The 25,729-nt window shown below is 40.1% G+C and carries 18 protein-coding genes and 1 pseudogene; 3 read left to right on the forward strand and 16 right to left on the reverse strand.

Annotation, left to right across the window (positions count from 1 at the left end):
• Nucleotides 1-21: 21 nt before the first annotated feature.
• The 4 genes from HQ49_RS07890 to HQ49_RS07905 are packed head-to-tail and all read right to left on the reverse strand — an operon-like array spanning nt 22 to nt 4,860.
• Nucleotides 22-1,281 (reverse strand): TRM11 family methyltransferase, encoded by a 1,260-nt coding sequence (locus HQ49_RS07890; protein ID WP_039419377.1) that lies wholly within the window; start codon nt 1,279-1,281, stop codon nt 22-24.
• Entirely contained in the window at nt 1,271-2,335 is a 1,065-nt protein-coding gene (locus HQ49_RS10395; protein WP_052073465.1) for a hypothetical protein, read from the reverse strand. The genes HQ49_RS07890 and HQ49_RS10395 overlap by 11 nt, the downstream gene beginning before the upstream one ends.
• On the reverse strand, nt 2,328-2,933 hold the full coding sequence (locus tag HQ49_RS07900; protein ID WP_039419378.1) for a hypothetical protein: 606 nt from the start codon (nt 2,931-2,933) through the stop codon (nt 2,328-2,330). Before HQ49_RS07900 ends, HQ49_RS10395 begins: the two co-directional genes overlap by 8 nt.
• Nucleotides 2,920-4,860 (reverse strand): AAA family ATPase, encoded by a 1,941-nt coding sequence (locus tag HQ49_RS07905; protein WP_039419380.1) that lies wholly within the window; start codon nt 4,858-4,860, stop codon nt 2,920-2,922. Before HQ49_RS07905 ends, HQ49_RS07900 begins: the two co-directional genes overlap by 14 nt.
• Before the next feature lie 246 nt (nt 4,861-5,106).
• Here HQ49_RS07905 and HQ49_RS07910 point away from each other — a divergent pair, with 246 nt between their 5' ends.
• The 3 genes from HQ49_RS07910 to HQ49_RS07920 all read left to right on the forward strand — a co-directional run bounded on the left by HQ49_RS07910 (nt 5,107) and on the right by HQ49_RS07920 (nt 10,550).
• Entirely contained in the window at nt 5,107-6,591 is a 1,485-nt protein-coding gene (locus HQ49_RS07910) for a DUF3945 domain-containing protein (protein ID WP_039419381.1), read from the forward strand.
• A 95-nt stretch (nt 6,592-6,686) separates the two neighbouring features.
• On the forward strand, nt 6,687-8,768 hold the full coding sequence (locus HQ49_RS07915; protein WP_039419382.1) for a type IA DNA topoisomerase: 2,082 nt from the start codon (nt 6,687-6,689) through the stop codon (nt 8,766-8,768).
• Between the two features lie 141 nt (nt 8,769-8,909).
• Nucleotides 8,910-10,550: a DUF4209 domain-containing protein gene (locus HQ49_RS07920; RefSeq protein WP_039419383.1), complete on the forward strand. Its 1,641-nt coding sequence runs from the start codon at nt 8,910-8,912 to the stop codon at nt 10,548-10,550.
• Here the strand turns inward: HQ49_RS07920 and HQ49_RS07925 are convergent.
• The 12 genes and pseudogenes from HQ49_RS07925 to HQ49_RS07975 form a co-directional block, all read right to left on the reverse strand.
• Nucleotides 10,534-10,812, reverse strand: coding sequence for a helix-turn-helix domain-containing protein (locus HQ49_RS07925; RefSeq protein ID WP_039417024.1), 279 nt, complete (start codon nt 10,810-10,812; stop codon nt 10,534-10,536). The two genes, HQ49_RS07920 and HQ49_RS07925, sit on opposite strands and share 17 nt — an antisense overlap.
• A 12-nt stretch (nt 10,813-10,824) precedes the next feature.
• Complete coding sequence (locus tag HQ49_RS07930; RefSeq protein ID WP_039419385.1) at nt 10,825-12,855, reverse strand: bifunctional DNA primase/helicase; 2,031 nt, start codon at nt 12,853-12,855, stop codon at nt 10,825-10,827.
• Nucleotides 12,818-13,177 carry a helix-turn-helix domain-containing protein gene (locus tag HQ49_RS07935; protein ID WP_039419388.1) on the reverse strand — a complete coding sequence of 120 codons (360 nt, stop codon included), beginning with the start codon at nt 13,175-13,177 and terminating at the stop codon, nt 12,818-12,820. Before HQ49_RS07935 ends, HQ49_RS07930 begins: the two co-directional genes overlap by 38 nt.
• Nucleotides 13,178-13,468: 291 nt before the next feature.
• Nucleotides 13,469-14,278 carry a hypothetical protein gene (locus HQ49_RS07940; protein ID WP_045089082.1) on the reverse strand — a complete coding sequence of 270 codons (810 nt, stop codon included), beginning with the start codon at nt 14,276-14,278 and terminating at the stop codon, nt 13,469-13,471.
• A 73-nt stretch (nt 14,279-14,351) separates the two neighbouring features.
• Nucleotides 14,352-15,197 (reverse strand): RteC domain-containing protein, encoded by an 846-nt coding sequence (locus tag HQ49_RS07945; protein WP_039419389.1) that lies wholly within the window; start codon nt 15,195-15,197, stop codon nt 14,352-14,354.
• Nucleotides 15,198-15,396: 199 nt separating this feature from the next.
• Nucleotides 15,397-16,986 carry a ribosomal protection-like ABC-F family protein gene (abc-f, locus tag HQ49_RS07950; protein ID WP_039419390.1) on the reverse strand — a complete coding sequence of 530 codons (1,590 nt, stop codon included), beginning with the start codon at nt 16,984-16,986 and terminating at the stop codon, nt 15,397-15,399.
• Between the two features lie 192 nt (nt 16,987-17,178).
• Entirely contained in the window at nt 17,179-17,709 is a 531-nt protein-coding gene (locus HQ49_RS07955; protein ID WP_039419393.1) for a dihydrofolate reductase family protein, read from the reverse strand.
• An 830-nt stretch (nt 17,710-18,539) separates the two neighbouring features.
• A pseudogene (locus HQ49_RS10860) lies at nt 18,540-18,755 on the reverse strand (IS982 family transposase); the annotation flags it as partial.
• 266 nt (nt 18,756-19,021) lie between these two features.
• The gene (locus tag HQ49_RS07960) at nt 19,022-20,830 is read right to left on the reverse strand and encodes a gamma-glutamyl-gamma-aminobutyrate hydrolase family protein (RefSeq protein WP_039419394.1); all 1,809 of its coding nucleotides are present in this window, start codon (nt 20,828-20,830) and stop codon (nt 19,022-19,024) included.
• Nucleotides 20,823-22,787 (reverse strand): DNA topoisomerase (ATP-hydrolyzing) subunit B, encoded by a 1,965-nt coding sequence (gene gyrB, locus HQ49_RS07965; RefSeq protein WP_039419395.1) that lies wholly within the window; start codon nt 22,785-22,787, stop codon nt 20,823-20,825. The genes HQ49_RS07960 and gyrB overlap by 8 nt, the downstream gene beginning before the upstream one ends.
• A gap of 57 nt (nt 22,788-22,844) precedes the next feature.
• Entirely contained in the window at nt 22,845-23,630 is a 786-nt protein-coding gene (mazG, locus tag HQ49_RS07970; protein WP_039419397.1) for a nucleoside triphosphate pyrophosphohydrolase, read from the reverse strand.
• 17 nt (nt 23,631-23,647) lie between these two features.
• Entirely contained in the window at nt 23,648-25,714 is a 2,067-nt protein-coding gene (locus HQ49_RS07975; RefSeq protein WP_052073466.1) for a protein-disulfide reductase DsbD family protein, read from the reverse strand.
• Nucleotides 25,715-25,729: the final 15 nt, after the last annotated feature.

A 25,729-nucleotide genomic window follows, 5' to 3' on the forward strand; every position in this document is an offset into this window, starting at 1 on the left:
AATAATAACACAGGGTTTTAGTTATTTTGAAGCAGTAAAAATCACAACACTTTCCCGCAATTGATTGATTTCGTTACTGTATTTGCTTTTTCTCTTTTTTAAATATCTTAATACGCCTATATCTTTTAGATACCACCCAACTTTGTTCCCGATTTCCCCGATAATCATATCTACGGGAATTTCAATCCCAGCATAAGCAGAGGTAGAAACGACAAGCCATAGTTCTGCATTATTTTTAGCATTTTTTCTAAGGGTAGATAATATGTTTTGCATATCCTCAAAATAAGCTTGAATCATAATGGGTATATCCTTATGCATCAAATTCTCTCGTCTCTGCACAATTTCTCTTAAAGCAACATCATAAAGAGTTCCAAAATTACTTTGATTGGGTTTATTCCATTTCGCTTGAACATGTGAACGTACAGTTGTTAAACGCAAATCATATAACTCACTCATTGAATTTATAAATTGTCCTAAAAATAGCTCTGGCCTATAAATATCTGTATAATCAAATGTATTCAAATATGGAGGAGAGGTTATGCAAAGAGAAAATTTTTCTGTAAGTTCTTGCTCTATAATAGTTCTTGAGTCTCCACAAACTATTTTGGGATCTGTCAACTTTTCTTCATTTATTAAATCTTCACGAATTGCAAGCAACCGTTTTTCCAAAGATTTGATAAAAGAGGTTTTGTCGAAATTTAATTCTTCCCAATGATTCTTATACCTTAAACACTTACCATCTCTTCGTGCATTAGAGTTGTCCATTGTTGAACCTATTAAAGATAATTTCAATATATCTTTTATATTATCATCATCTACTTTGTTCAACCTTGTTATTCCTCCTTCAAAAGAATTCAAAATATCAGCATTAAACAGCCATTTTGACTTATTCGAATATTCTGAAAAAGTGGAAAATGCAAGAAGAGGTGATTTCTTTTGTTTATTTACTCCTGCCAAAACGTCTTGGCATACATTGTCAAATGTTCCTATATTAGCACTTTCAACTTTTGTTTTTGCTATAAAAGCAGTAAAAGGGTTTACTTCAAAGCCAAAGGATTTTATCCCTTTCATCGCTGCGGTAAGTGTCACGGTTCCACTCCCATTAAAGGGGTCAATTATAACATCAGAAGACGTTAGTCCTAGGGTTTCAATAGCACTCTCTACTAAGGATGGAGAAAAACCTTCTTTATAATAATACCATCTATGCCTAGACATATTAATTGTGTCACCGGCAGTTGAAACATTTTTGTCTCTGAGTAAAAACTCCTCGTTAATTTTCATTAGGTATACATTGAGGGGTTATGAACATTCTTGTTGGAGGAGCAAAATCTTTTCTAACATCATGATATTTAGGATTATATGTTATTTCTTTGTTTTCATACCAATGACCATTTGCTATATCTATTTGAGTTGTATCTTCTTTAGTCGACTTACGCCTTAAGTCAAACACCACTAAATATCCCATTGTATTATGATTTGGTACTTGTATGGCATTTGCATCTAAATATTCAGCTAACTGTTTTGCACCATCCCTAGCTCGGCTATCAGTATAATTCGATGTGAAAGTTTGAGTATCACTATTCAAAGATTTACCTAACCATTTAATTTCGATAAGAGCAATATGGTTTGTAAATCCCCATGTTACTTTCACATCCACAGGATGCGATGTATCTACTGCTTGTTCTGGTCTTACTTCTAATCCTTCTCCTCTTAATCTAGCTTTTAAGAAGTAAACCATAGAATCTCTTAACAAATATTCCGGATGAGGTTTAAAGAATATACGTTCATCAGAATGCAATGCGGTTTTTATATGGAGACAATCAGCACATTTAACAACTGTTGTCTTATAATGATATAAAGCTTCTTCTAAGGATTTGAAAGTGGAAATAGCAAAACAACTATCTGTTCCTGGAACCTGAGGTAACTCACAAGTTGTTGTTTTTGTGTAAAATTGTTCTTTCAAGGGTGTGTATTGATAAACAAAGTCCGTAGGTACGATATCCGTTACTGTTATTTCAGAAGTAGAAACTAATACTTCATCAAGACTCCTAACTTGTATCACTAAATTGTCACTATTAAAACTTCCTAAATGTGAAAAATTTTGAATATTTGAGCAGTTAGAAAATCGTTCTGACAGGTTAAAACTATCAGATTTAAAAATTGTAACTGATGAGAAATTTCGGAGATGGACAAATTTAAAAATAGTTGGTATAATTTCTAATATCACCTTCAAATTATTTATTCCAGCACTTCCATAATCATCGAGTATACAAGATGTATAATCCGATGACAAGAATTCTCTGATTGCCTTAATGTCTCGTTCTTTATTAAGCATCCTGATTCACGTCTTTTGGTAGTTGAAGATATTTTAGCCATGTAACAGCTGGTACAAATAAATCCGAATCGTTAGTGTCGATGGCTTCTTTTAACAACTCAAATTGTTCATATAATAGCGCAATAGCTCCATTTTCTTCATCAACTAAAGTTCTTACAGTTGAATTATTTGCTGCTCTTACAATAGGTTCACTATTTATAGAATTTCTAATGTAGCCTATAGGTAGAGCTAATAAACTTTCACATGAAGCTTCCAAATATTTATTCCTATTTTCAAACCTGCCAAACTCGGATAATACTTCACATTTTGATTTCCCTTCACTAGTGATTTTGTAGTAATTATCTGCCTTTTCTAATTCATTATTTACAAGTAAGCAATCAAGTGCAGTATACACTTCAGTTGAAAGAGGAACTCCTAAATCATTCTTTATAAATTTGTAACCCCAAAAAGAAGTTGGATTACCCTCATACAGAGATAATAAGCAGGAGAAGTAACAAAACAATTGTACTTCTGAAGAATTAAAATCTCCAATATATCGTTGCAATTTATTTCCAACAAATAAGGTGTCGTATATTGCAAAAGGGTTAATTGTTTCCATCTAATGCAGTCTCTATATTATTAAATGCGGTTTCTATAACATCTTGTTCCTCTTGTTGTACAGTCGATAATATAGTCCAATTAGTCATTCGTTCAATTTTCATTTTTTCTCGCTTGCATTTTTTTGCCATTTGCAATAGAAGTTGAGACGAGTTTATATTAGCAGTCATAACAACATCATATCCTTTTAAGACAAAATCAGCGAACATTTTCCCCGCCCTACTTTCATACGCAATATCCAAAGACCCCTCCGGAGTATCGATCAACATGAACGCATTAGGTGATGATGTAAACTCAATCAACGCAAATCGTAATGCGATATCGATAAAGTATTGCTGACTTTCAGATAATTGAAAGCGTTCGGTTCGTTCTGTATTGTTTACTTTTAACACCAAGCCAATCCCCTTGCTGGAAGATTTTAGCTCTACATCAATATCTAGTCCAATAAAACTGTTAGCATATCCTTTAAAAATGGGCAAAAAACGTTCTTCCGCATTATGATAATTTTTTCGAATTTCTTTTTCTATAACACTAAGGTCAATTTTGCTTTGGTCTCTTATTTTAGTATCTTCTTCTTTTTTTAATTCGTCTTTGCTAATAATACTTTTTAAAGCTTCGATTCGTTTGTTTATGTCGTCATCTTTTAGCTTTAGTGCTTGGATAATGATTTTTTCATTTTCTGTTTTGAATTTTTCAATAAAATTAGTGGATTCCACTAGTTGAGTATTTGTTTCAATAAATTCTTTTGCTAAACGGTCTTTTTTTAGCATTAACTCATTTAATTCATTTTGTAGTTTCTGAATTTCTGAATCAATAGATTTTAATAACTCAATATTGTTGTTTTTTACATTTGACCGAAGACTCTCACTTACAGATTTTATTCGGTATTTAAGTTCCTCAAAGTCCTGTGTGACATCTTCATTGTTTAAGATTCTTTTTGAAATATGACGTAGCATATTTACTATATGTTGGTCTTTTTCAATAGGAATATCTACATTATACATATTGTTAAAAGCCTCATCATATTGCTTTTTTAGATTCGATACTTTTAACGATAGATTGCTGATATTGAGTTCGCAACTTTTTGTCTGTGATTGATTTATTTCTATTGCTTCATGTAAATGGATTAACTCTTCTTCTTTCTCTCCTAATTGAGTAATTGTTGCTTCAATTATTTCTGAATTTTCGGAATTAACTGTGGCTGTAGACATTAATTCTTTTAAAAGTCTTGAATTTTGAGTTATGCTCCATTGTAGATTTCGCATATTAGATTCGTGCTTGGCTATTTTTTTTCTCAAGTCATCTGCTACATCCGCTTTTTGAGCATCAATTCCGAAGAATAGATAAAGAACACGATTCATTATCGAATCATCCCAAAAAATAAGTTTTTTACTTTCATCAAAAGTGAGGACAAAATTTTGTAAAAAAACATATTGCTCAAAGGTGGTCACTCCAATATCTTTAGCAAAAAAATCTTTATATTGAGATAAAAAGCCATAGGAAGTTAAAGACTGGTCTATTGTTTCTTCTCCCGTTTCCATATCTACTCTTGAAAATTCAATTAAACCAGAAGCATCAAAAAAATTACGCTTTATCTGATAGATAAAATTAGAAATACTAAACTTGACTGATACGTCAGCTAAATCCCTTTTAGATTCATCAATCCTTCCATTAAAATAAGACGAAGCAAATTTCTCATTATTCTTAAAGAATTTTGGAATGGAATTTACCGAAGAAAAATTCTTTTTGGGATCGACAACAATTCCTGTCAAAGCATAAGATAGAATATTGATGAATGTAGATTTACCAAGCCCATTAGCTCCTGCTAAGCAAAATACACCATCGTTCATATCAAGAACGATTTCAGATTTGAGTTTGTATAATGAGAACTCATTAATTACAATCTCTTGTATTTTTGGTAGTACCATAGTATCAATATTTTATGCTTTATTACAATAAAAATGTCGTGAGTAACGAGATAGCAAAGATACAAAAAGCATTTAGATATGCATCGTTTCTTGGCGATATTGTTGCATGCCAACTAATCTGTATACTAGAAACATAGGTCAAATGAAGCCAACCTGCGACACCTAACGCCACGTTCCTATATGTAAACTATTTCATCCTTACTTTTAATTCGATAAGTTTTTTATTCACCATTAAAAATTAAAGTTATGGATGTAGATTCAAACAACAAGTCCGGTTCTGATGAACAGATGATGGACATTCTTCTTGTCTTTGACAAGGAAAAGAAAACGATTAATGCCGTAAAAGGTATTGATGAAAACGGGGAACTGCAAACCGTTCCGCCGAAGCAGGAACATAACAACGATTTCCTGAAAGTGGATAAGCAGGGTAACGCACTTGAAAATTTCTTGAAGAATTTTTTCAACCAGCTAAAAGACCCGACCCGTTTCAGTTTCTTCAAAGTAGCACCCGAAGACACCGAACGGACAGTAAAAATCATTCAGGAGAATATCAAGAACTCGACACCTGCTGCGGATGAAATGCTTGATAAAATCCGTATTGAGCCTAAAGACCTGAAAGTGGAAAATCCGAAAGAATCCACAATACAGGAACAGAAGCCCGATACGAATAAGTATTTCATCGACCCTAACAAAATCAACTGGGACGACCTGAAAAATCTGGGTATCACCAAAGAACAGTTTGAAAAATCAAAGGCTTTAGAACCTATGTTGCGGGGATATAAGTCGCCTTCAACCTTTCCGATTGAAGCCAACTTCGGGTCAATGGTAATGAAAACGGATGCCCGTCTTTCGTTTCGTCCAGACAGTGAAGGGAATGTGGTATTGGCTATTCATGGTATCCGTAAAGAACCGGAACTTGACCGTCCGTTCTTTGGACACCAGTTTACCGATGAAGACAAAAAGAATCTCCGGGAAACCGGAAACATGGGTAGGATTGTTGATGTAAAAAACTACCGTACAGGTGAACTTGTACCTTCTTTTATCAGTATCGACAAACAGACCAATGAACTTGTATCCATGAAGGCTTCGTCCCTCAAACTCCCTGATGAAATAAAAGGCGTTAAGCTGGATGAAAAACAAAAAGCTGCCCTGATGGAAGGTAAAGCGGTATTCCTTGAAAATATGATTTCCGCCAAGAATAAACCGTTTTCTGCCTTCGTTCAGGTCAATGCGGAAAAACGCAGCCTTGAATTTATCTTTCCCGAAAAAGAGCAAAAGCAAACCCAGCAGCAGGGACAACAGCAAAGAAACGACCAGCCCGAAGGGGTGCGTATTCCCAAATCCCTTGCAGGAGTGGAATTATCCGACAAACAGCAGGCTGATTTGCGGGCGGATAAAACCATCTATGTAAAAGGGCTGAAAGATAAAGAAGGTCAGGAATATAATGCCTATGTAAAGGTAAACCATGAAAAAGGGAAGCTGGATTTCTACAAATTCAATCCTGATAAAGCGAAAGAAAAAGCCAAAGAAATAGCCCCTGCCAACGAATATAAAACACAGGTAGCGGTCAATTCCGAAGGCAAAACCAACGAAGCGACCAAGCATACGAAAGAACCTTTGAAGCCCGGACAAGCTACACCTACCGGGGAACAGAAGAAAAAGCAGGAAGAAAAGAATGAAGAGCAAAAAAACGACAAACCTAAAAAGTCGCAAGGTCGCAAAATGAAATAATTATTAACCACAAAAGCCGTGCAAACGAGCGCAGAGCCAAACTTGTTTGAGCTATGCCGAGTGTAGCCGGATTTATCTAAAAATCCAATTATATAATGATAGCAGTAATAGCAGAAAAACCCAGTGTGGCAAGGGATATAGCCACCGTACTGGGTGCAACACAAAAGAATGACGGGAACATTTCAGGTAACGGATACACCGTTACCTGGGCGTTCGGTCATTTGGTAGGACTTGCCATGCCTGATGCCTACGGAATCGAAAACTTCAGGCGGGAAAATCTACCTATACTACCGCAGTCGTTCCAGCTTATTCCCCGTCAGGTAAAAACCGATAAAGGATATAAGCCTGATAGCGGAACGGTTAAGCAACTCAAGATTATCAAAGAAGTATTCGACCAGTGCGATAAGATTATCGTTGCGACTGATGCCGGAAGAGAAGGTGAACTAATATTCAGGTACATTTACCAATATCTTGATTGCCGGAAACCTTTCGTCCGCTTATGGATAAGTAGCCTGACGGATAAAGCCATCCGGAAAGGATTGCAGAATCTCAAGGACGGGACAATGTACGATAACCTTTTCCGGTCGGCAAAGGCAAGAAGCGAAGCAGATTGGCTTATCGGTATTAATGCTTCCCAAGCGTTAAGTATAGCTGCCGGAAGGGGGACATATTCTTTGGGACGGGTACAGACACCCACGCTGGCGATGATATGTTCCCGTTATCTTGAGAACAAGAACTTCGTTCAACAGAAGTATTGGCAACTGAAATTACAAACCGGGAAAGACAGCATCAAGTTTTCAGCCCTTTCAGAAGAAAAATTCGATAGCCAGCAACCTGCCATCGGCAAGCTGCAAATGATAAAGCATAGCGGTCAGGTGCAGGTTGAATCGGTGGAATGTAAGGAAGTGAACCAGGAACCACCGCTTTTGTATGACCTTACCACCTTGCAAAAGGAGGCAAATACAAAACTTAATTTCTCCGCAGATAAAACGCTGTCTATTGCACAAAAACTGTATGAAGGCAAGCTGATTTCATACCCCCGAACCGGAAGCCGTTATATATCACAGGACGTTTTCTATGAAATACCGGAACGTATTTCCCTGCTGGATACTTACGACCGGTTTGCCGGCTACGCAAGATCAATGAAAGGTAGTAATCTGAACCGTCGAACAGTGGATGATAAAAAAGTTACAGACCATCACGCATTGATTATAACCGAGAATAAGCCGGGCAGTTTACAGGCGGATGAACAAGCAATATACGAACTGGTTGCCGGAAGGATGCTGGAAGCTTTTTCGCAAAAGTGTGTCAAGGAAGTTACTTCAATTTCTCTCACCAGTGGCGACAGTATTTTTGCAGTGAAAGGAACAGTAATAAAGTCTGCCGGATGGCGGGCTGTTTTCAACACCCAAGAAGAAGGCGAAAAAAATACCGTTTTGCCAGCATTAAAAGAAGGTGATAATTTAGCTCTCTCCGATATTGAGTTGCTGGAAAAGCAGACTAAGCCCAAACCGTTGCATACGGAAAGTTTGTTGCTATCGGCTATGGAGAACGCAGGGAAAGAACTGGAAGATGTCGAACTGAAAGCCAGCATGAAGGATTCCGGTATCGGTACGCCAGCGACACGGGCAGCGATTATCGAAACTCTCTTTACTCGTCAATATATTGTCAGGGAGAAGAAAGCCCTTGTGCCGACTGAAAAGGGACTGGCGGTTTACGATATAGTCCGGGACAAGAAAATCGCAGACGTGGAAATGACAGGGATGTGGGAAAATGCCCTTTCCAAAATAGAAAGCGGGGAAATGAATCCCGATACTTTCCATAAAAGTACCGAAGTTTATGCTTCACAAATAACCAGCGAACTGTTAGGAATGCAGCTCACCTTAAAAACGCAGCTGGATTTAATCTGTCCGAAATGCGAAACAGGTAAAATTATGCTGTATCCGAAAGTTGCCAAATGTGATAATACCGATTGTGGGCTAATCGTTTTCAGGAATAAAAGCGATAAGCAGCTATCCGACAAACAGGTTATGGAACTGGTAACAGCCAAGAAAACCGGATTAATAAAAGGCTTCAAGAGTAAAGCCAGGAAGTCTTTCGATGCTTCACTGGCTTTTGACGACCAGTTCAATGTTGTATTCGTTTTCCCTGAAAAGAAAGGGAAATCAAGGAAATAATCTGAAATTCCGTATCTTTACCACAGAAAATTCCATTATGAATAGATTTTATGCTATCCGTAATTGAGGATTTTTGTGGTTAGCACCCGGTGGGGACGCCGGGTGCTTTTCGTAAAAGCTATTTATGTAGAATAATAGACAATGAGTACAGATGTAAAAAACAAAATTATAGTTCCGAAAGACTTGCATGGTTCTAAATTGCTATGCTTTCTTCATCCTAATAGATTTGAGACTGAGGATAAAAAACAAGCTGTTGAATTATTACATAAAATTTGCATGACAAATCTGACGGATTTCCACAAGTCAAATCAAATTAAAGATTTAATCCTAACAGAGGAAGAACGGAAGCTTGTTTTATTTCACGAATGGAACAATTCTGAAAACGCAGAAGTGAAATCACGCTGTAGTGATGTTCTTTGTAGATTTGAGAAAGATAAACGTTTCATAAAAGTAATAATATCAAATAATTATCTTGTCGCTTATCAGTTATTTGGTGAGATTGAATTTTTAATCCGCTCAATTACAGTTCGTGATATCAAGATTCTTAATACTGATGATTTTTTGAAAGATATCTTATCTGCAATTAACGATAAATTTAGTCATCCATTTTGGATTCAGAGAGTTGTTGATTCTATAAAAAAATCATACCCTGTAGAAAAACTTGAAAAATTATGCAATTATATTGAATGTCAAAAAAACAGCTTGATTGACGGTAATTATTCCGAAAAAAGAGAGTATATAAAAGCCCAATGCTCACTTAAAGTAATAAGTAAGCAGATGTTTCATAAAGAAATGGCTTTATGTTTTGAAAATGAAGCAGATGCCACTGTGAATAATAAAGAGCCGAATACTTTTTATCCGAATTTAGTTGATATTTACCAAAATGCATATAATGAAATTTTTCAAATTAAAAATCAAGCACCAGAAGAGTTTGAAAGGATAAAAGGTAAGTTGCTACAAGAAAAGTCTGATTTTATGGATATGCTTTCTCTCTGCGGTATTAAAACTCAAATAGAACTTTCTGATGATTTCATTAAAAGTGTAGAAAAATCCGTTTCAAAAATCACTATAGGTAATTTTATTGACACAATTAACCTGATGCTTTCAATTCCTTTCATGACTTCGGAAGGAGTCAGTTCCTATGAAGCAGCAGTGAGAAAGGCAAGCCCTGTGTCTTCTATGTTTGGACACAATCAGTTAGATAAAAAGGGAAATGTCGTAGGCGTAGCAGAGTCAGAGAAGTCATTAAAAACAGAAGCTCATATTTATTTTCGACAAAAAAGGCTGTACGCAATATGGACATATATCAATCTTCATCAATGGTCAAATATAAAATCGGAAGAGGATTTTATCTATTTCTATTTGCAAAAGGAAAAACCAGTATATATAGAAGAAGAAAACTTGATATTTTGGACTAAAGGAATTGCCGCAGGCTTAAATAAAGACTTTATAAGTGCATCTCATATCCTAATGCCATATTTAGAGCATGCTTTGCATAATATTGCTGAAATCACAAAGGGAAACATAACTACTTTAGAGAAAAAACGTCAAGAGGCTCCTTCTTTAGGTGTAATTTTCCCGATGCTTCAAGGCGTGATTGACGAAGAAATACTATATGAAATAGAATCCTTTCTACAAAATGGGATAGATGTCAATTTCAGGAATAATTTGTCTCATGGACTTCTAACTCATTTTGAAATTGAGAAATATGGAATCTATTTGTGGTGGATATGCTTAAAACTGTATTTTGAAGGAAAGAGTATAATTAAAATCGTTCCCTAATCAGTTTGTGCACATCCGAAGCCTTATAGTAACATCTTCCATCATCTAATTTGATGTAAGGTAGAATACCCTTTGCTCGATAGCGTTGAAGTGTGCGAAGGCTGACTTTCAAGAGAAACATCAAATCCTGATTATCTAAAAGTTGTTCACCATCCAAGCAATTACGTTGGGTTGTCAATCGTTCGATTTTCTTATCCGCCATTTCGAACCTGTCCATTATACGTTCCATCCAGGCGATGAATGTTTCTCTATCTATATTCATGACAATAACCGATTAAAAATGACCTTTGATAAAATAACTCTGATTTGAAGGATCTTTGATGATAATTTCCTTCTCCCGCATAAAACGGATATAGCTTTTCGCCGTGCGTTCCTTTACATCCATAATTTGCTGTATCTGTTCGCACAAATCTATATAAGTGATAAATGTTTGTTGGTCGAAAACTTCACGGGTAACGCTTACCAGTTCCTTTTCTTTCCGTTTCTCTTTCTCTTCACGGGGCTTTTCTCCAAGATACAGGTGCATTCCGACTTCTTTGTTCCAAGTGAACTGCATTAACGGAACATCCAAAGGACTGCCTTCACGAACTTTCAGAGCCTTCACGACTGATATAGTCGGATCATTATCCAACTCAATGGAAAGAATCGCAGCCGCTTTACGTTGCAGTTCCGACCCCAAGTGCCCACGAAGCTTTAATCCGTTCGGAACATAGTGCAATACACAAACAATACAGGTCTGATATATTCCAGCCAATCGGTAGAGTTCATCGACAACCCGCAAACTTTCGGCTTCATCATTGGCGGAATGTACCAAATCGGCAATACCATCTATTACAACCAACTGGATACCGCCATATTGATAATGAAACTTATCCATGCTTTGTACAATAGCCTGTAAACGTTCTTTGCGGGACATCCCGGTAAGACAGAAGGCTTTCAACTCTTCCGGCTTTTCTGCTTGTTTTGCCCTCTTTAATAGGTTGGAAACATTCTTAAACAGCTGTACTTCGGACTGTTCTGTATCATACAGCAGAACAGCTTTATTTTGACTGTTTTCGTATACATGGATTCCCAACGTATCTATACGAACATTTTCCGGTTTTATCGACCCAGCCACCAGTGCTGCCACATAGTTGCTTTTCCCAGTTCCTTCACCGCCTGTGATACAAAGGATATTTCCTTGTGTACCCAGTGGTACATCCCCGGCAGATATGATTTCCTGTGCTTTTGCCGGAGGATTATTAAAGTCTATTTCGCACGATTTCAGCATAGTCATAGTATCGCTGTATAGAGTATCTAAAAAATCAAGGAAGAGTTTCAGAAACGATTCACGGTTATTCCCAAGCCTGAAATAATCGGATATATCTTTCTCTTCTTTTGTTCCTGAAAGTGGTAATAGAAGGCGTTTTACGCCGTATTCTGCCAACTGTTTTTTATGTTTGGAAGAACTCTCAAGCCCGGTTTTATCTACATCATAAAGTAGAATGATATGTTTGAACCGGAATGACAGTTTATGAATGATTGTTGCCGGAATGTTTACGGTTTCACTGTTAAAACAGATTGCATGGAAACCCTTAGCTACCAGGGAAAGGACATCCTTTTCCCCGCCGGTAATAAAGACCGTATCGCCTTTGGCGGGCAGTTGTTCAAGTCCGAAACAATAATTATCGCCGATATCTCCGCCATACAGGAATCGTATTTTGGAAGACGGACGGTATAGCTTTATATAGCGTTTGGACTTATAGCCAAATATCGGTTCTGCCGAAGAAGAAGCAATGGAGTACGGCTTGTTATCGGAATTTTCACTTTTGAACTCCCGAACAGAACAAACTTTATATTGTTCCAATAGCTCCGAGTTTATCCCATATTTTTCCCAATACTCTAATTCATTTTGGGTGAATCTTTGTTCCTGGAAACTGTATGGCTTGGTTTTCTTTTCGGGAAGGATGGGTATAGTTGGCTTCGGGATTGATTGGATTGGTATTTCTGTATCTTCCGATAGCCCCAGCGATAAATCACGATTTATGCTTTTCAGGATTTCTACAAAATCAATGGTATTGTTGCAGTTTAATCCTTTCAGTTTACCGACAAAGTAGAAACAATCCCCGCTGTACTCATCATTTCCGAAATCTTTCAGGTTGTATACTCCGTTTTTCCGGTCGAAATATATATTACATGAAGCCTTTTTGTCTTCATATAAAGGATTAAAGAAATTACGCCCGACACGCCATTGACAGGTGATATAATGCTTGAAAACATTCAACCCGTTATTTGTTCTTTCTAAGATTTCTTCTTTCCTTAACATATAGCCTGTGATTTGTTACCAAGTCATTTAGACATTCCGAATTACTTTTAATCAGCCTTTCTTCCAGCATTCGTTTTATCTCGCCGATTTTATAAAAATAGCGTCCTCGAATATTAGAATAAGCAATTGTTCCTGATACCCGAAGTCTTTGCAATGTTTTGTCGCTGATTTTTAAGAATGTACAGACCTCATAACTATCCACCCAGATTTCATCTTCATTTATATTATCCGCTTCTTGCTTATTAAGAACATAATCTGCAATAGCATTAATCTTAGCCTCCAATTCCTTAAAGGCTTTTGATTCAACTGTTATGACATCCATAATTGTAACTTATTGATTTGTTGCAAAGGTCAGAAAGAATAAAATGCTGATTTCACAAGATAAACCCAAGTTGGGTGAGTTTTTTTTAAATAGCCTATATGTTGTTGGTTATGAATGAAATGTGTTTATGGGGTGTTTTACAAGCTATAAAAGGTCTAATTTTGATGAAAATTGGAACGATGTTCTGAGCGTAGTTTAACAGATAAACCCAAGCTGGGTACAACTTGGGTTTATCTGTTTTATCTCTGCTACTATTTATCAGCAGGATGAAATATCAATAATTGTCAATTATTAGGTTTCTTCATTTCTGTGGTTTATTTCAAACGTGTTTTCTATTCTGTAAATAAGTTCTAATTTAGAGGATGACACATTTGTTTTCTTGAATATATCTTTAGATAGGACAAAAGCATTTAAGAGAGCTTTGTTTAGACTTTTTCTTGTGATTATAGGAACAATGGTCTGATATTTATTGTACCAATAAGAAGAAATATCGACTTCCAGTTTTTTTGTTGGACTCTCCCAATGTTTTTCTGATTGTTCATATATCCTTATCAACCACAATGTGTGTTTTTGAATATATTGAAAGATATTATGTAGATGTGCATATTCTCCCCTTTGGAAAAGATTGGATGCAAAAAGTAAATTGTTTATTAATGAATCAGCAAGCCACTCAATTTGAGCTGGAGTATTACGAATTGGTTCATAAGGAGGCTCAATGTCATTTAATACATCTGTAAGTAAACCGTCCTTATCTACTAAATTCATCTTCTCTTTAAACTCAAATGAAGTGTGTCCTTGCCAACTTTTGATTATTGAAATCTCTTTTAATGGCAAAAAATGAAATTCTCCTCTAATGAGATTATCAAATATAACTACATCTGTACCAAATTCATTTACAAACATCAACGCTATTGGATTAACAGAAGATATCCACTTGTATTTATCTATATGGCAATCATCTCGAAGAAAAATATAAAATTCAATATCCGAAAACTTATCGCCTTCTCCTTTTATAAAAGAACCATACATTAAGACAGCAGAAATAGTACAGTCCTCAATAGATTTTTTCTTAAATTCGTTAATTAAATATAATTGTTTCATATTCAGATTATTAATAAGCAGAAATTATATATTCTGCGTGTTTCTTATTTTATTTAATTCACTCAACTTGAAATCACCTGCTATCTGCATCATTCATTCGTTTATTAAGAGCAACTACCAAACGGTTTAAATAAGTCGTTCTTTCTCCTTTTCGTCCTCTAATCTCCAGAAATATCCGGTAAATATCGCCTAATTCAATATTGAATATTTTTTCAAATACTAAGGCTAAAACTTTCAAGTCAATATTCCCGGAATTGACACTCTGTTCGGCATGAACAGCATAAATTAATTCAACCAGAGCAGATTTTGTGTCTGTCCAAGTATGTTTGGTGTTAGTAAGCGAATTTTTGTCAAAGAGTTCTTCTCTTTGTTTCAATCTTGTCAACTCTGATTCCAGATAGGCTGCCAACATATCATTCGCAAGAAGTTTAGCGACTTTGAAATCGTAATTAGTGGAAAAATTGGGATCTCTTTCAAAATAAAAAGATTCCAAATTTAAACCCATTTCCCGCCGATTCCTTACAAAGTAATATTCATCCAAAATTGTTTTCCCAAGTCGGTAGTATTGAATAAAATCATTGTTTTTGTGGTAAAAGAAGTTAATGTTCTCTTGTTCCTTTTCCAAATATTCTTTGATTGTATCAAAACCACATACAGGCTTGTTTAATTCGATATTGTGTATCTTTTTGTAGTAAATTAATTTGGAGAATAACTTTGGTTTTGTTTCTTTGAAAAAATGGATTTCATCAGAATTAGTTTTGAAGTTTTCACTTAAAACTAAAGACTTCATTTCCACGAATCCTCTCTCTAATATCAGAATTATAGGAGGTACATCACGTATTATATTGGATACTTCCAGTTCCTTTATTTGTATCTGATCTTCTATCTGTTTTGATATATTTTCTATTTTTCTAATCATTTCAGTAGTTTTTAATGATAAGACTATCTCTGTAAATTGTTGATTTTACAGACTAATAACTTAAAAAAGGCATAGAGTATTTAGAACAAGAATGATAAACCCTTGTCAAACACACCCTGTAAATCTCTATCTTAAAAGTAATTAGTGATAGATAATCGAATCTAAATCTACGTTTATACCCATGATCCTTTCAATTTAATTATAGTTGAATACTATTTGTTACTCCTATTTCGTTGATGAAATATTCATCGTGTGAAATAATCAAGACTGTTCCCCGATAATTCTTGATTGTTTCCATCAAAATCGACAAGCTTGATAAATCAAGATTATTTGTAGGCTCATCTAAAACAAAAATGTCAGGAATGTGATTTGATATCATTAAACAACAGAGATAAAGCCGCATACGTTCGCCTCCGCTTAACGTTTGACAATTTTTATTCCACGATTCCAGTGGAAATAAAGCTCGGTTTAATCGGATTTTAATTTCATAGTCTGCCAAATTGTCTTTATTATACTGCTCTGCTAATTCCAATACAGTGAGAGGTTGGTTTACCTGCTCATATTCTTGATCGAGATAGACATACGAAAAATCAGATCTGATAACTTTGCCTTGTATTGGAGATAATTCTCCAAGCAATAATTTCAGAAAAGTTGTTTTACCACAGCCGTTATTCCCTCGAATGTGAATTCGATCACCACTCCTTATTTCAATATCGATAGGAGATTGCCAAAGAAATTTATCTTTCACATATCCGAAATTGAGTTCGTGGGCAGAGATTAGAATTTTCCCGTTATGTAGTTTCGTGTCCTCAAAATCTATTTTCAATTCTGTGTTTTGTAGCTGGCGATCCCGTAATGCAGATAGGCGTTGTCTGGTATTGTCAATAATATTTGAATGCTTTTCTCTCAATTTGGCAGAACTGTTTTCTGCTAAATTACCACGAGCATTCATAACGATTCGAGCAATACCACCTTTTTGTTTGCTTCGTTCACCTTGCGAGGTACGTTTTTCTTGTCGTTCTCGAACTTCCTGTGCTTTTTTTCGAGCTACCCGAAGGGCAGTTTGTTCTGCATCAATTTGCTGTTCTAAAGACCGATCTTCTATCTCTTTTTGTTCTCTGTAAAAATCATAATTCCCTCCATATAGCCTAATTCCTTTTGGAGACAACTCGTATGTTGTATCTAAAAGATTTAACAGGCTAACATCATGACTGACAACTACAACTGTAGTTTTTGTGTTCTGGATGTATTCATATAATATTTTCCGAGCAGACAGGTCAAGATGGTTGGTTGGTTCATCGAGTAAAACAATCTCCGGCTTATGCAGAGCCAATCCCGCCAATAGAACTTTCGTTTTTTCTCCTCCGCTTAATAATGAGATAGATGAATCAAGTTCGATGCCTTCTAATCCCCAGTATTTTAAAGCTTGACGACATCTGTTTTCTACCTCCCAATCATCGTTTAGAGTGTCATAGTAAACCTGTTCAGAAGCTCCTCCAAAAATTGCGTTGAGAGCATTTAGTTTTTCTGATACTCCGAGAGCTTCGGCAATAGTCTGCTCTTTGATGTTTATCTGCTGGGGAACATAGTAAGGCTTGGATTCTGTTCGGATATTACCGAAAGAAGGCATAAGTTCTCCTGCCAACAACTTTAGTAGGGTTGATTTTCCTACTCCGTTATTGCCAATAAGAGATACTTTCCCGCCACGTGAAACAGAAAAACTTACAGACTCGAATAGTGTATGTTGATTGAAATAGTGATAAGAAACATCACTGACGATAATACTCATTTTGCAACAATTAATAGTGATTCCAAAGAGGAATCGGATTAAACCGAAGGTATGTAGAACTCTATGGTGTCGGTTTAATTAAAACCAACTATTAATTGTTTATTTTCATCAGAGTATTTTTAAATTCGATTGCAAATGTATGAATAATAGTCGAATAAACCTAACCATTTCTTCAAAATGCTACATACGTGATTATCTCAATAGTCTATAACTCAATTTTATAATGCCGGAAGCGTAGGCAATATTTTCTCTCAATTCCCAATTAGATTCTTTGGGGTTGCTGGGAAACAATGGAATGCCTGAACCTAAAATTACGGGGATGTAGCAGATTTGCATCTCATCAACCAAGCCTGCATTTATGCACATGGTGATTAATTCTCCACCACCAGCTAGCCAAATATCCTGACTGCTTCTATTTTTGAGATCAGATATTCGTTCGATAATATTATCTGTTATAAACTCTATGTTTTCTTTTGTATCTATCGCTTTATGAGATACCACAAAAGTTTTCTTATCCTTGTATGGCCATAAAATATCCATGCATGATAATTCATGATAAGTTCTTCCTCCCATGATAACAGTATCTACAGAAGTTAGCATTTCATTATACCCATAGTCTTCTTTTGTGGGGTTTGGAAATTCGGTTAGCCAATCTAAATCTCCGTCAGGTCGAGCGATGTATCCATCGAGTGAAGCGGCAATGTAAACTTTAATCTTTCCCATGTTTCTTGATTTTAGTGTTTATACTGTTGCTCGCTGTACCTCAAAAGAAAAAGCGTGGAACTCACACTATTCCACCACGAGGTACTGGCATACCCACAGACGAAACAGGCAAGCCCACGCCATACTTTCGTATAGTATGAACATTGCGACTGTTGTCTCGTCTGTATGAAAAGTGCCAGTTTTCGTGGTGAGACGTTCAGCGAACGTTATGTTATATAAAACGGACGAATCCGTAAAAAATCTATTTACCTGATGCAAAGATAGTGATTTCGTTCAGAATACGAGTAAGCAAGGAGTATGAGTTTTAAACTTATTAATAGCAAGAGATTACATTAATGACATAAAATACTGCATTTTTTCAAAACAAGTCAGAAACAAGTGCAAGGTGCAAGTATCTATATATAGATAGACTTGCACCTTGCACCTGAGCTAAGTTATTCTTATTCAGAATGATTGTTTATTAAGAAATATGTTGTATCTTTGAACCCAAGATATATGCAGACAAGCATAGGTCAAAGGTGGACAATTAGGTGTTAAATTTTGTGCCTAAATCGTTACCGATAACAAGTTTGGAAAAATAAAAGCATTGACTTTTAAGCATATAAGAGGAAAGGTTCACCGACCTCTCTCTCCGCAAACAAGGGTGTAAATCAGCAAGTTATGAGATTTACGCCCTTTTCTACACCCAAAAACTTACGAGTAAAAAAACTCCACCCAAGACCGCAACTGGGGTGGAGATGTTTGTTTAGGGCTAATCAATCTTCCTCAGAACTAACAATACAGCCCTATTATATAGTCGTCCCTTAAAAATGTTCTTTAAGGGACGACTACATATTGAGAAATGCTATCAACTTGAAGCCCACCCTGCTTTGCAGCTCTACAAAGCGATTATAAGAGAGAAGAAGTGGAAACTCGGATCGACAAGAGTGGGTGGTATGAAGATAAAAAGCTTTCAAATCTCGGTATTTTGACAGATGAAACGGGACCAGGACAGTCATGACCTCACTGTCCGACATCTTAAACTTTCTGTTCCTCCGCTTTTTGCTCTTTTTGAGATCCTTTCGGACAAGGGTAACGAGTAACAAAAAAAGATCGCCTTAAAAACAAAAACCCGCCCTGCGCAATAAGCACAGGTCGGGATCTCGCAATCTAAAGAATGTCTCCCGACAGCCTTCGATCTTCTTGTTAACCTTAAAATCTAATACTATTATGAAAAAACCACGATGCAAAGATAGAGGTTATTTTCACATTTGCAAATAATTGTACACCAAAATCGAATCTTTGGCAGCTAAAACGCGCCGAAAGACTACATCTAGTGACACTTTGATCTTTCTTGCACATCGTGCATTACTCGAAGAAAATTTTCGCCCCAAAGTAGCTTGAGTTGATCCGAAGTATAGCCGCGACGTAGAAGTTCGACAGTCAGATTGATCAGGTCATTGGCTCCCCTACAGCCGACTAACTCCCCATCTCCATCGAAATCAGAACCGATACCTACGTGCTCGATGCCCAACAACCTGACGAGGTAGTCGATATGGTCTGCAGCATGCCGCACAGAAGCCTCTTCCTCCTGCTCGAAGATGAATCCGGCATAGAGGCAAACCTGTACCACTCCTCCATTGCGGGCTATGGCGAGGGCTTCTTCGTCTGTCAGATTGCGTGCATGATCACATAGGGCGCGAGCCGAAGAGTGACTGGCCACGATCGGGGCAGTACTGATTTGAAGGACATCACGAACGGTGGTAGGAGCCGTATGGGATACATCCACCATAATCCCCAACCGATTCATTTCCCGAACGACCTCCCGACCAAAGTCACTCAGGCCGTTATGCTCATGCTTGCTCTTACGCGCAGAGTCGCATATATCGTTGTCGCCATTATGGCAGAGCGTGATATAGCAGACGCCCATGTCACGAAACCGCTCGATATTAGCCAACTCTTTGCCTATGGCATAGCCGTTTTCTATGCCGGGGATAATGGCACGCAAACCTCTACGTTTAGCCTCTCGCACCTCTTCGGGATTGGTCGCCAGCATCAGACTTTCGGGATGCAAGAGCACTTGGGAACGAATAGCCTCCAGTTTCTCCGTAGCGTAGTCCGTAGCCTGTTTCAGTGAGGCATCATCGCGCTCGCCCTGCGGAAGATAGGCAACCATGACACAGGCATCGACAAGTCCTTCGCACATCTTGGGGCCATCGACCAGCGTATTTCCTCTCTTCATAAAATCGAAATCCGGAGTAAAATGCATGGGCGTATCCACATGCGAATCCAGCACAATTACAGAGCGGTGCACCGCTTTGGCTCTGGCAAAGAGAGATGCCTCGGCGACCAAATGATCGAACAGCTTCTGCTGACGGGTATCACCGGCATAGGCCATTTGCTCCGGATGCCACTGTACCGAGAGGATAGGCTTCTCCGGATAGGCCTCCATGGCTTCGATAATGCCATCGGACGAAAGGGCTGTCACGCGGAAAGGTTTCGGTGCTCTGCTGACTGCCTGATGATGCAGGCTGTTGACTTGTATTGATTTGCCATCGCTTAGGCCAAGTACCCGAGCCAATACGGAATCGCCTTGCAAGCGGACTTGGTGTGCCGCAAACGATATGGGGATTTTCGGATTATGCCCCAGCGGATTTTCCAACCGGGCATATATGTCCTGATACATCCCTCCACCGAAAGCTGTCGCAAGGAGCTGATGCCCCCGACAGATACCGAGGATCGGCACATTGCGGCGTGAGGCTTCGGCCACCAATAGCAGTTCGCTCCGATCTCGCTCAGGATTGACTTCGCCCAGTGTGGGGATCGGGTCTTCTCCCAGATAGGAAGGGAGCAAATCGTCTCCACCGGAAAGAATCAGTCCATCGATGAGCGTAGCATAATGGCGTATAGTCCTCATATCCGCAGTCAGAGGAATAAGTAGAGGCAAACCGCCGGCACGGATCACGGACTCGGTATAGGCTCTGGCGATACACGAGCCGGAGGCATTGTAATTGGCCGTCAAGCCGATAACAGGCCGAGAAGGAGACTCTCCTCCCTCAAAAGCTTGCGGCGCACCGTCAAGCTCTTCATAGAGCTGTCGGAGCGCCGCAGGATAGTACTGATAGTTCTTAGGACTAAGCATCTATTCTTGCATAAGTAGCATTTTCTTCTATAAACTCCCTGCGCGGACCCACCTCATCTCCCATCAGCATGGAGAATATGGCGTCTGCTTCAGCAGCATTCTCGATCGTCACCTTACGAAGCGTCCTCTTCTCCGGATCCATCGTCGTCTCCCAAAGCTGTTCCTCGTTCATCTCACCAAGACCCTTGTAACGCTGTACATGCACACGGCTTTCATTACCATCGGCATAACGGTCGATAAACGCTTGCCGCTGCTGCTCCGTCCAGCAATACTCCTGTTCTTTCCCCTTCTTGCAAAGGTAGAGAGGAGGAGTAGCGATGAAGACATAGCCGTTTTCTATAAGCGTACGCATATTCCTGAAGAAGAACGTAAGGATGAGCGTAGCGATATGACTACCGTCCACATCAGCATCGGTCATGATCACCACCTTATGATAGCGAAGTTTGGAGAGATTGAGGGCTTTACTGTCCTCTTCCGTTCCGATCGTCACCCCCAAAGCAGTATATATGTTGCGGATTTCTTCGCTTTCGAATACCTTGTGCTGCATGGCTTTCTCCACATTGAGGATCTTTCCTCTCAGCGGCAAGATAGCCTGAAACTCACGGTCGCGTCCTTGCTTGGCGGTTCCACCGGCCGAATCACCCTCGACGAGGAAGAGTTCGCACTGCTCCGGATCTTTGGAAGAGCAGTCGGCCAGCTTACCCGGCAGTCCTCCACCGGACAAGGGCGATTTGCGCTGCACCATTTCGCGAGCCTTACGGGCTGCTTGACGAGCGGTTGCTGCCAATACGACTTTATCCACGATCAACTTAGCTTCTTTCGGATGCTCCTCCAGATAGTATTCGAGAGCTTCGCTTACAGCCATATCGACTGCACCGGTCACTTCATTATTGCCGAGCTTGGTCTTGGTCTGACCTTCGAACTGCGGTTCGGCTACCTTGATACTGATCACGGCAGTCAGCCCCTCGCGGAAGTCGTCGCCGGTGATCTCCACCTTCACCTTATCCAAAAGCTTGGAGTCCGTGGCATACTTCTTCAAAGTTCGAGTAAGTCCACGACGGAATCCGGCCAAGTGCGTACCGCCTTCGATCGTATTGATGTCATTGACGTAGCTATATACATTCTCCAGATAGGAAGTATTGTACGTCATGGCTACCTCCACGGGGATCCCTTGCTTCTCGGTAACGATGTGGATAACGTTGTCCACCAGTGGTTCCTTCATGCGGTCGAGGTGACGGACAAACTCCTTCAATCCTTCTTCCGAATAGAATACATCTTGCTTATAACCGCTACCGTCTTCCTTGAGTATTCGCTTATCCGTCAGCGAAAGAGTGATCCCCGCATTCAGATAGGAAAGCTCACGAAGGCGTTTGGCCAGTATCGAATATTGGTATTCCGTAACAGAGAAAATAGAGCTGTCCGGCTTGAACTGAATAGTTGTCCCCGTACGATCCGTGGAGCCTATCACCTCCACATCGTGCAACGGTTTGCCGCAGCTGAATTCCTGCATATGGATCTTCCCGTCACGATGCACCTCAGCACGCAAATACGTGGAAAGCGCATTCACACAGGAAACACCCACTCCGTGCAAACCTCCGGAGACCTTGTATGAACCCTTGTCAAACTTACCTCCGGCATGCAGTACGGTCAAAACCACTTCGAGAGCACTCTTACCTTCTTTCTCGTGATAGTCCACCGGAATACCGCGACCATTGTCACGAACCGTAATGGAGTTATCTTCTTCTATGATTACCTCTACATTGTCGCAGTATCCGGCCAAAGCTTCGTCTATCGAGTTGTCTACCACCTCATAGACCAAATGGTGCAATCCCTTTTCGCTGATGTCACCTATATACATGGCCGGTCGCTTGCGGACAGCTTCCAAGCCTTCCAATACTTGGATATTGCTGGCCGAATATTCCGATGCCGAGGTATTCTTTTTAATGTCTTCGTTCATTATAGTAATAATGCTAAATCGTGCTTACAAAGATAGCTTTTTCCCCTTGGAACGAGGTTAGAATCCTTTCTGCTTTGCCTCATTCCACAGCGCATCCATCTCAGAAAGAGTCATGTCTTTGAGGGCTTTGCCCTGCTGTCCGGCTCGCATCTCCACATAGGAGAAACGGCTGTCGAATTTTCTATTGGTACGTTCGAGAGCATTATCCGGATTGATACCATAAAGACGGGCAGCATTCACCACGGCAAAGAGCAAGTCCCCGAATTCTGCCTCCATGGCATCGGTATCTTCAGAGGCAATAGCTCCTCGGACTTCGTTCAGCTCCTCGTCCACCTTCGGCCATACGTGCTCTCGCTGCTCCCAGTCGAAGCCTACGCCGGCAGCTTTCTCCTGCATGCGATAGCTCTTCACCAAAGCGGGAAGAGACTTCGGCACACCGGCGAGAACGGACTTGTTCCCATCCTTTTCTCGGAGTTTGAGTTGCTCCCAGTTGCGTACCACTTCGGCAGCATTTTCCACCTGCACATCGCCGTAAATATGCGGATGCCGATAGATCAGCTTGTCGCAGAGGGCATGGCAGACCGAAGCAATATCGAACTGGCCTTTCTCCTCTCCGATTTTGGCATAGAAAGCTACGTGCAGCAGGACGTCGCCAAGCTCCTTGCGAATCTCGTCCGGACACTCGCCCAAGAGAGCTTCGCTCAGCTCATAGACTTCTTCTATTGTATTTGTTCGAAGGCTTTCGTTCGTCTGTTTCCGATCCCACGGACACTGCTCTCGCAACGTATCCAAGACATCCAGCAGACGGCCGAAAGCCTCCAACTTCTCAGCGCGTGTATGCATCGCCTGATGAAAAACGATTACTTGTTTTTGCGCTTTTTGAATTCTTGCAAACCACCTTTCAGGAAGTCTACGTACAGAGGTACATCTTCATTATATGAGTAGGATGCGCTCAGAGGCTTGCCCTCATGATCAATAGCCACATAGAAAGGCTGAGCATTGGCTCCGAACTTGTGGCTCTGGAGGTAACTCCACTTGTCGCCTACGGTGCGGAGAGTCTTCTCTTTACCATCGAAAACGATGGTCAGGGGTTCGGCCAGAGGCTTCTTCTCATCCACCATCAGGGTAATGAGCACATAGTCCTTTTCCAACATGCTCTTTACCGTAGGATCGATCCATACGGCGTTCTCCATCTTTCTACAGTTCACGCAGCCATGGCCGGAGAAGTCGAGGAGCACAGGCTTGTTCTCCTGACGAGCAAAAGCCATACCGGCCTCATAATCCGTAAAGTGAGCATGAACTTCGCCACTATAAAGATTGAAGTCCTGCGTGTGGAGCGGTGGTGCAAAGGCACTCACGGCCTTGAGCGGAGCACCCCACAAGCCGGGGATCATATACACGGCAAAGGCCAAAGAAACGGTAGCCATCATAAAACGCGGCACAGAGAGATACGGCCATTCGCTATCATGACTGAAACGAATCCATCCCAAGAGATAGCAACCGAGCAGAGCGAAAATGACAATCCAGAGAGCGAGGAAGGTCTCACGGTCGAGAATATGCCAGCCGTAGGCCAAGTCCGCCACGGAAAGGAACTTGAGAGCAAGCGCCAATTCGAGGAAGCCGAGTACCACCTTCACCATATTCAACCATCCTCCGCTCTTAGGCATGCCCTGCAACCAGCTGGGGAAGACGGCAAAAAGGGTAAAGGGCAAAGCCAATGAAGTGGCAAAGCCAAGCATACCCATGGCCGGAGCCAGTTTGGAGCCGGCCGTAGCGGCCTGTACCAAAAGTGTACCGATAATAGGACCGGTACATGAGAAAGACACCAAAGCCAGCGTAAAGGCCATGAAGAAAATACTGAGCAAACCGGTTGTAGAGTCTGCCTTGCTGTCCAGTTTGTTAGTCCAAGATGACGGCAACACCAGCTCGAATGCTCCAAAGAAAGAGATGGCGAAGACTACCAGCAGTAGGAAGAATATGATGTTGAAGACCGCATTCGTGGCCAAACTGTTCAGAGAATTGACACCGAAAATACCCGTAATGAGCAAGCCGAGCACTACATAGATAACGATGATGGAAGCTCCATAGGTGAAGGCATCTCTCACGGCTTTCTTCTTGTCCTTGTTACGCTTGAGGAAGAAGCTCACCGTCATCGGGATCATCGGCCACACGCAAGGAGTAAGCAAAGCGACAAAACCATAGAGGAAACCGTAGAGGAAAATCTTCCAGGGAGCACTCTCCGCCTGTTTGAGCGTATCATCGCCGTATGCACGCAGTTCGCTCACAACCGGCGTCCACAGGTCTGCTTTGGACGAAAGAGCATCGGCAGCATCGGCCTGCGATGCGGTATCCGCTGCAACCTCAGCAGCAACCGCTTCGGCAGCCATATCAGCTTCTGCGGCCTCTGCTTCGGTAATAGGAGCTGCCGCCTTGCTCTTGATCATCGAAGCATCGAAAGAGAAGTCGCTCGTTTCGGGAGGCAGACAGTTTTCATCATTACAAGCCATGAAGCGGACACCACCCTTGATAGAGAACTTGGCAGGATCCGTCACCTGAATTTTCTGGCGGAAAGAGACAGTCTTCTCATACCACCTCAGATTCATTTCGAACTGCTTGTCGTATTGGTCGATGGGAGTTTTGTCGGGAGTAGCCTTACCGACCAGTTTGGCTCCTGTCATCTTATCGAACAGAAACTCCGTAGATGTAGGGCCATCCTCGGGAAGGTTCTGGTCATAAAGGTGCCATCCGGATTTGATCGTCGCCGTAAACACCAATGTTTTCTCGGGCGTATCGCTGTCCTGCAAAGAGGTCTTCCAAACGACTACGTCCTTGATAATCTGGGCAGATGCCCCAATGGGCAACATAGAGAGAAACAGGAGGGTTAAAGCTACCGTCCATTTGCTGTTTCTGAGGTTCATGTTTGTCATTATTATATGTTGGAT

Origin of the sequence: Porphyromonas gulae (assembly GCF_000765945.1) — a bacterium.
GTDB lineage: Bacteria > Bacteroidota > Bacteroidia > Bacteroidales > Porphyromonadaceae > Porphyromonas > Porphyromonas gulae.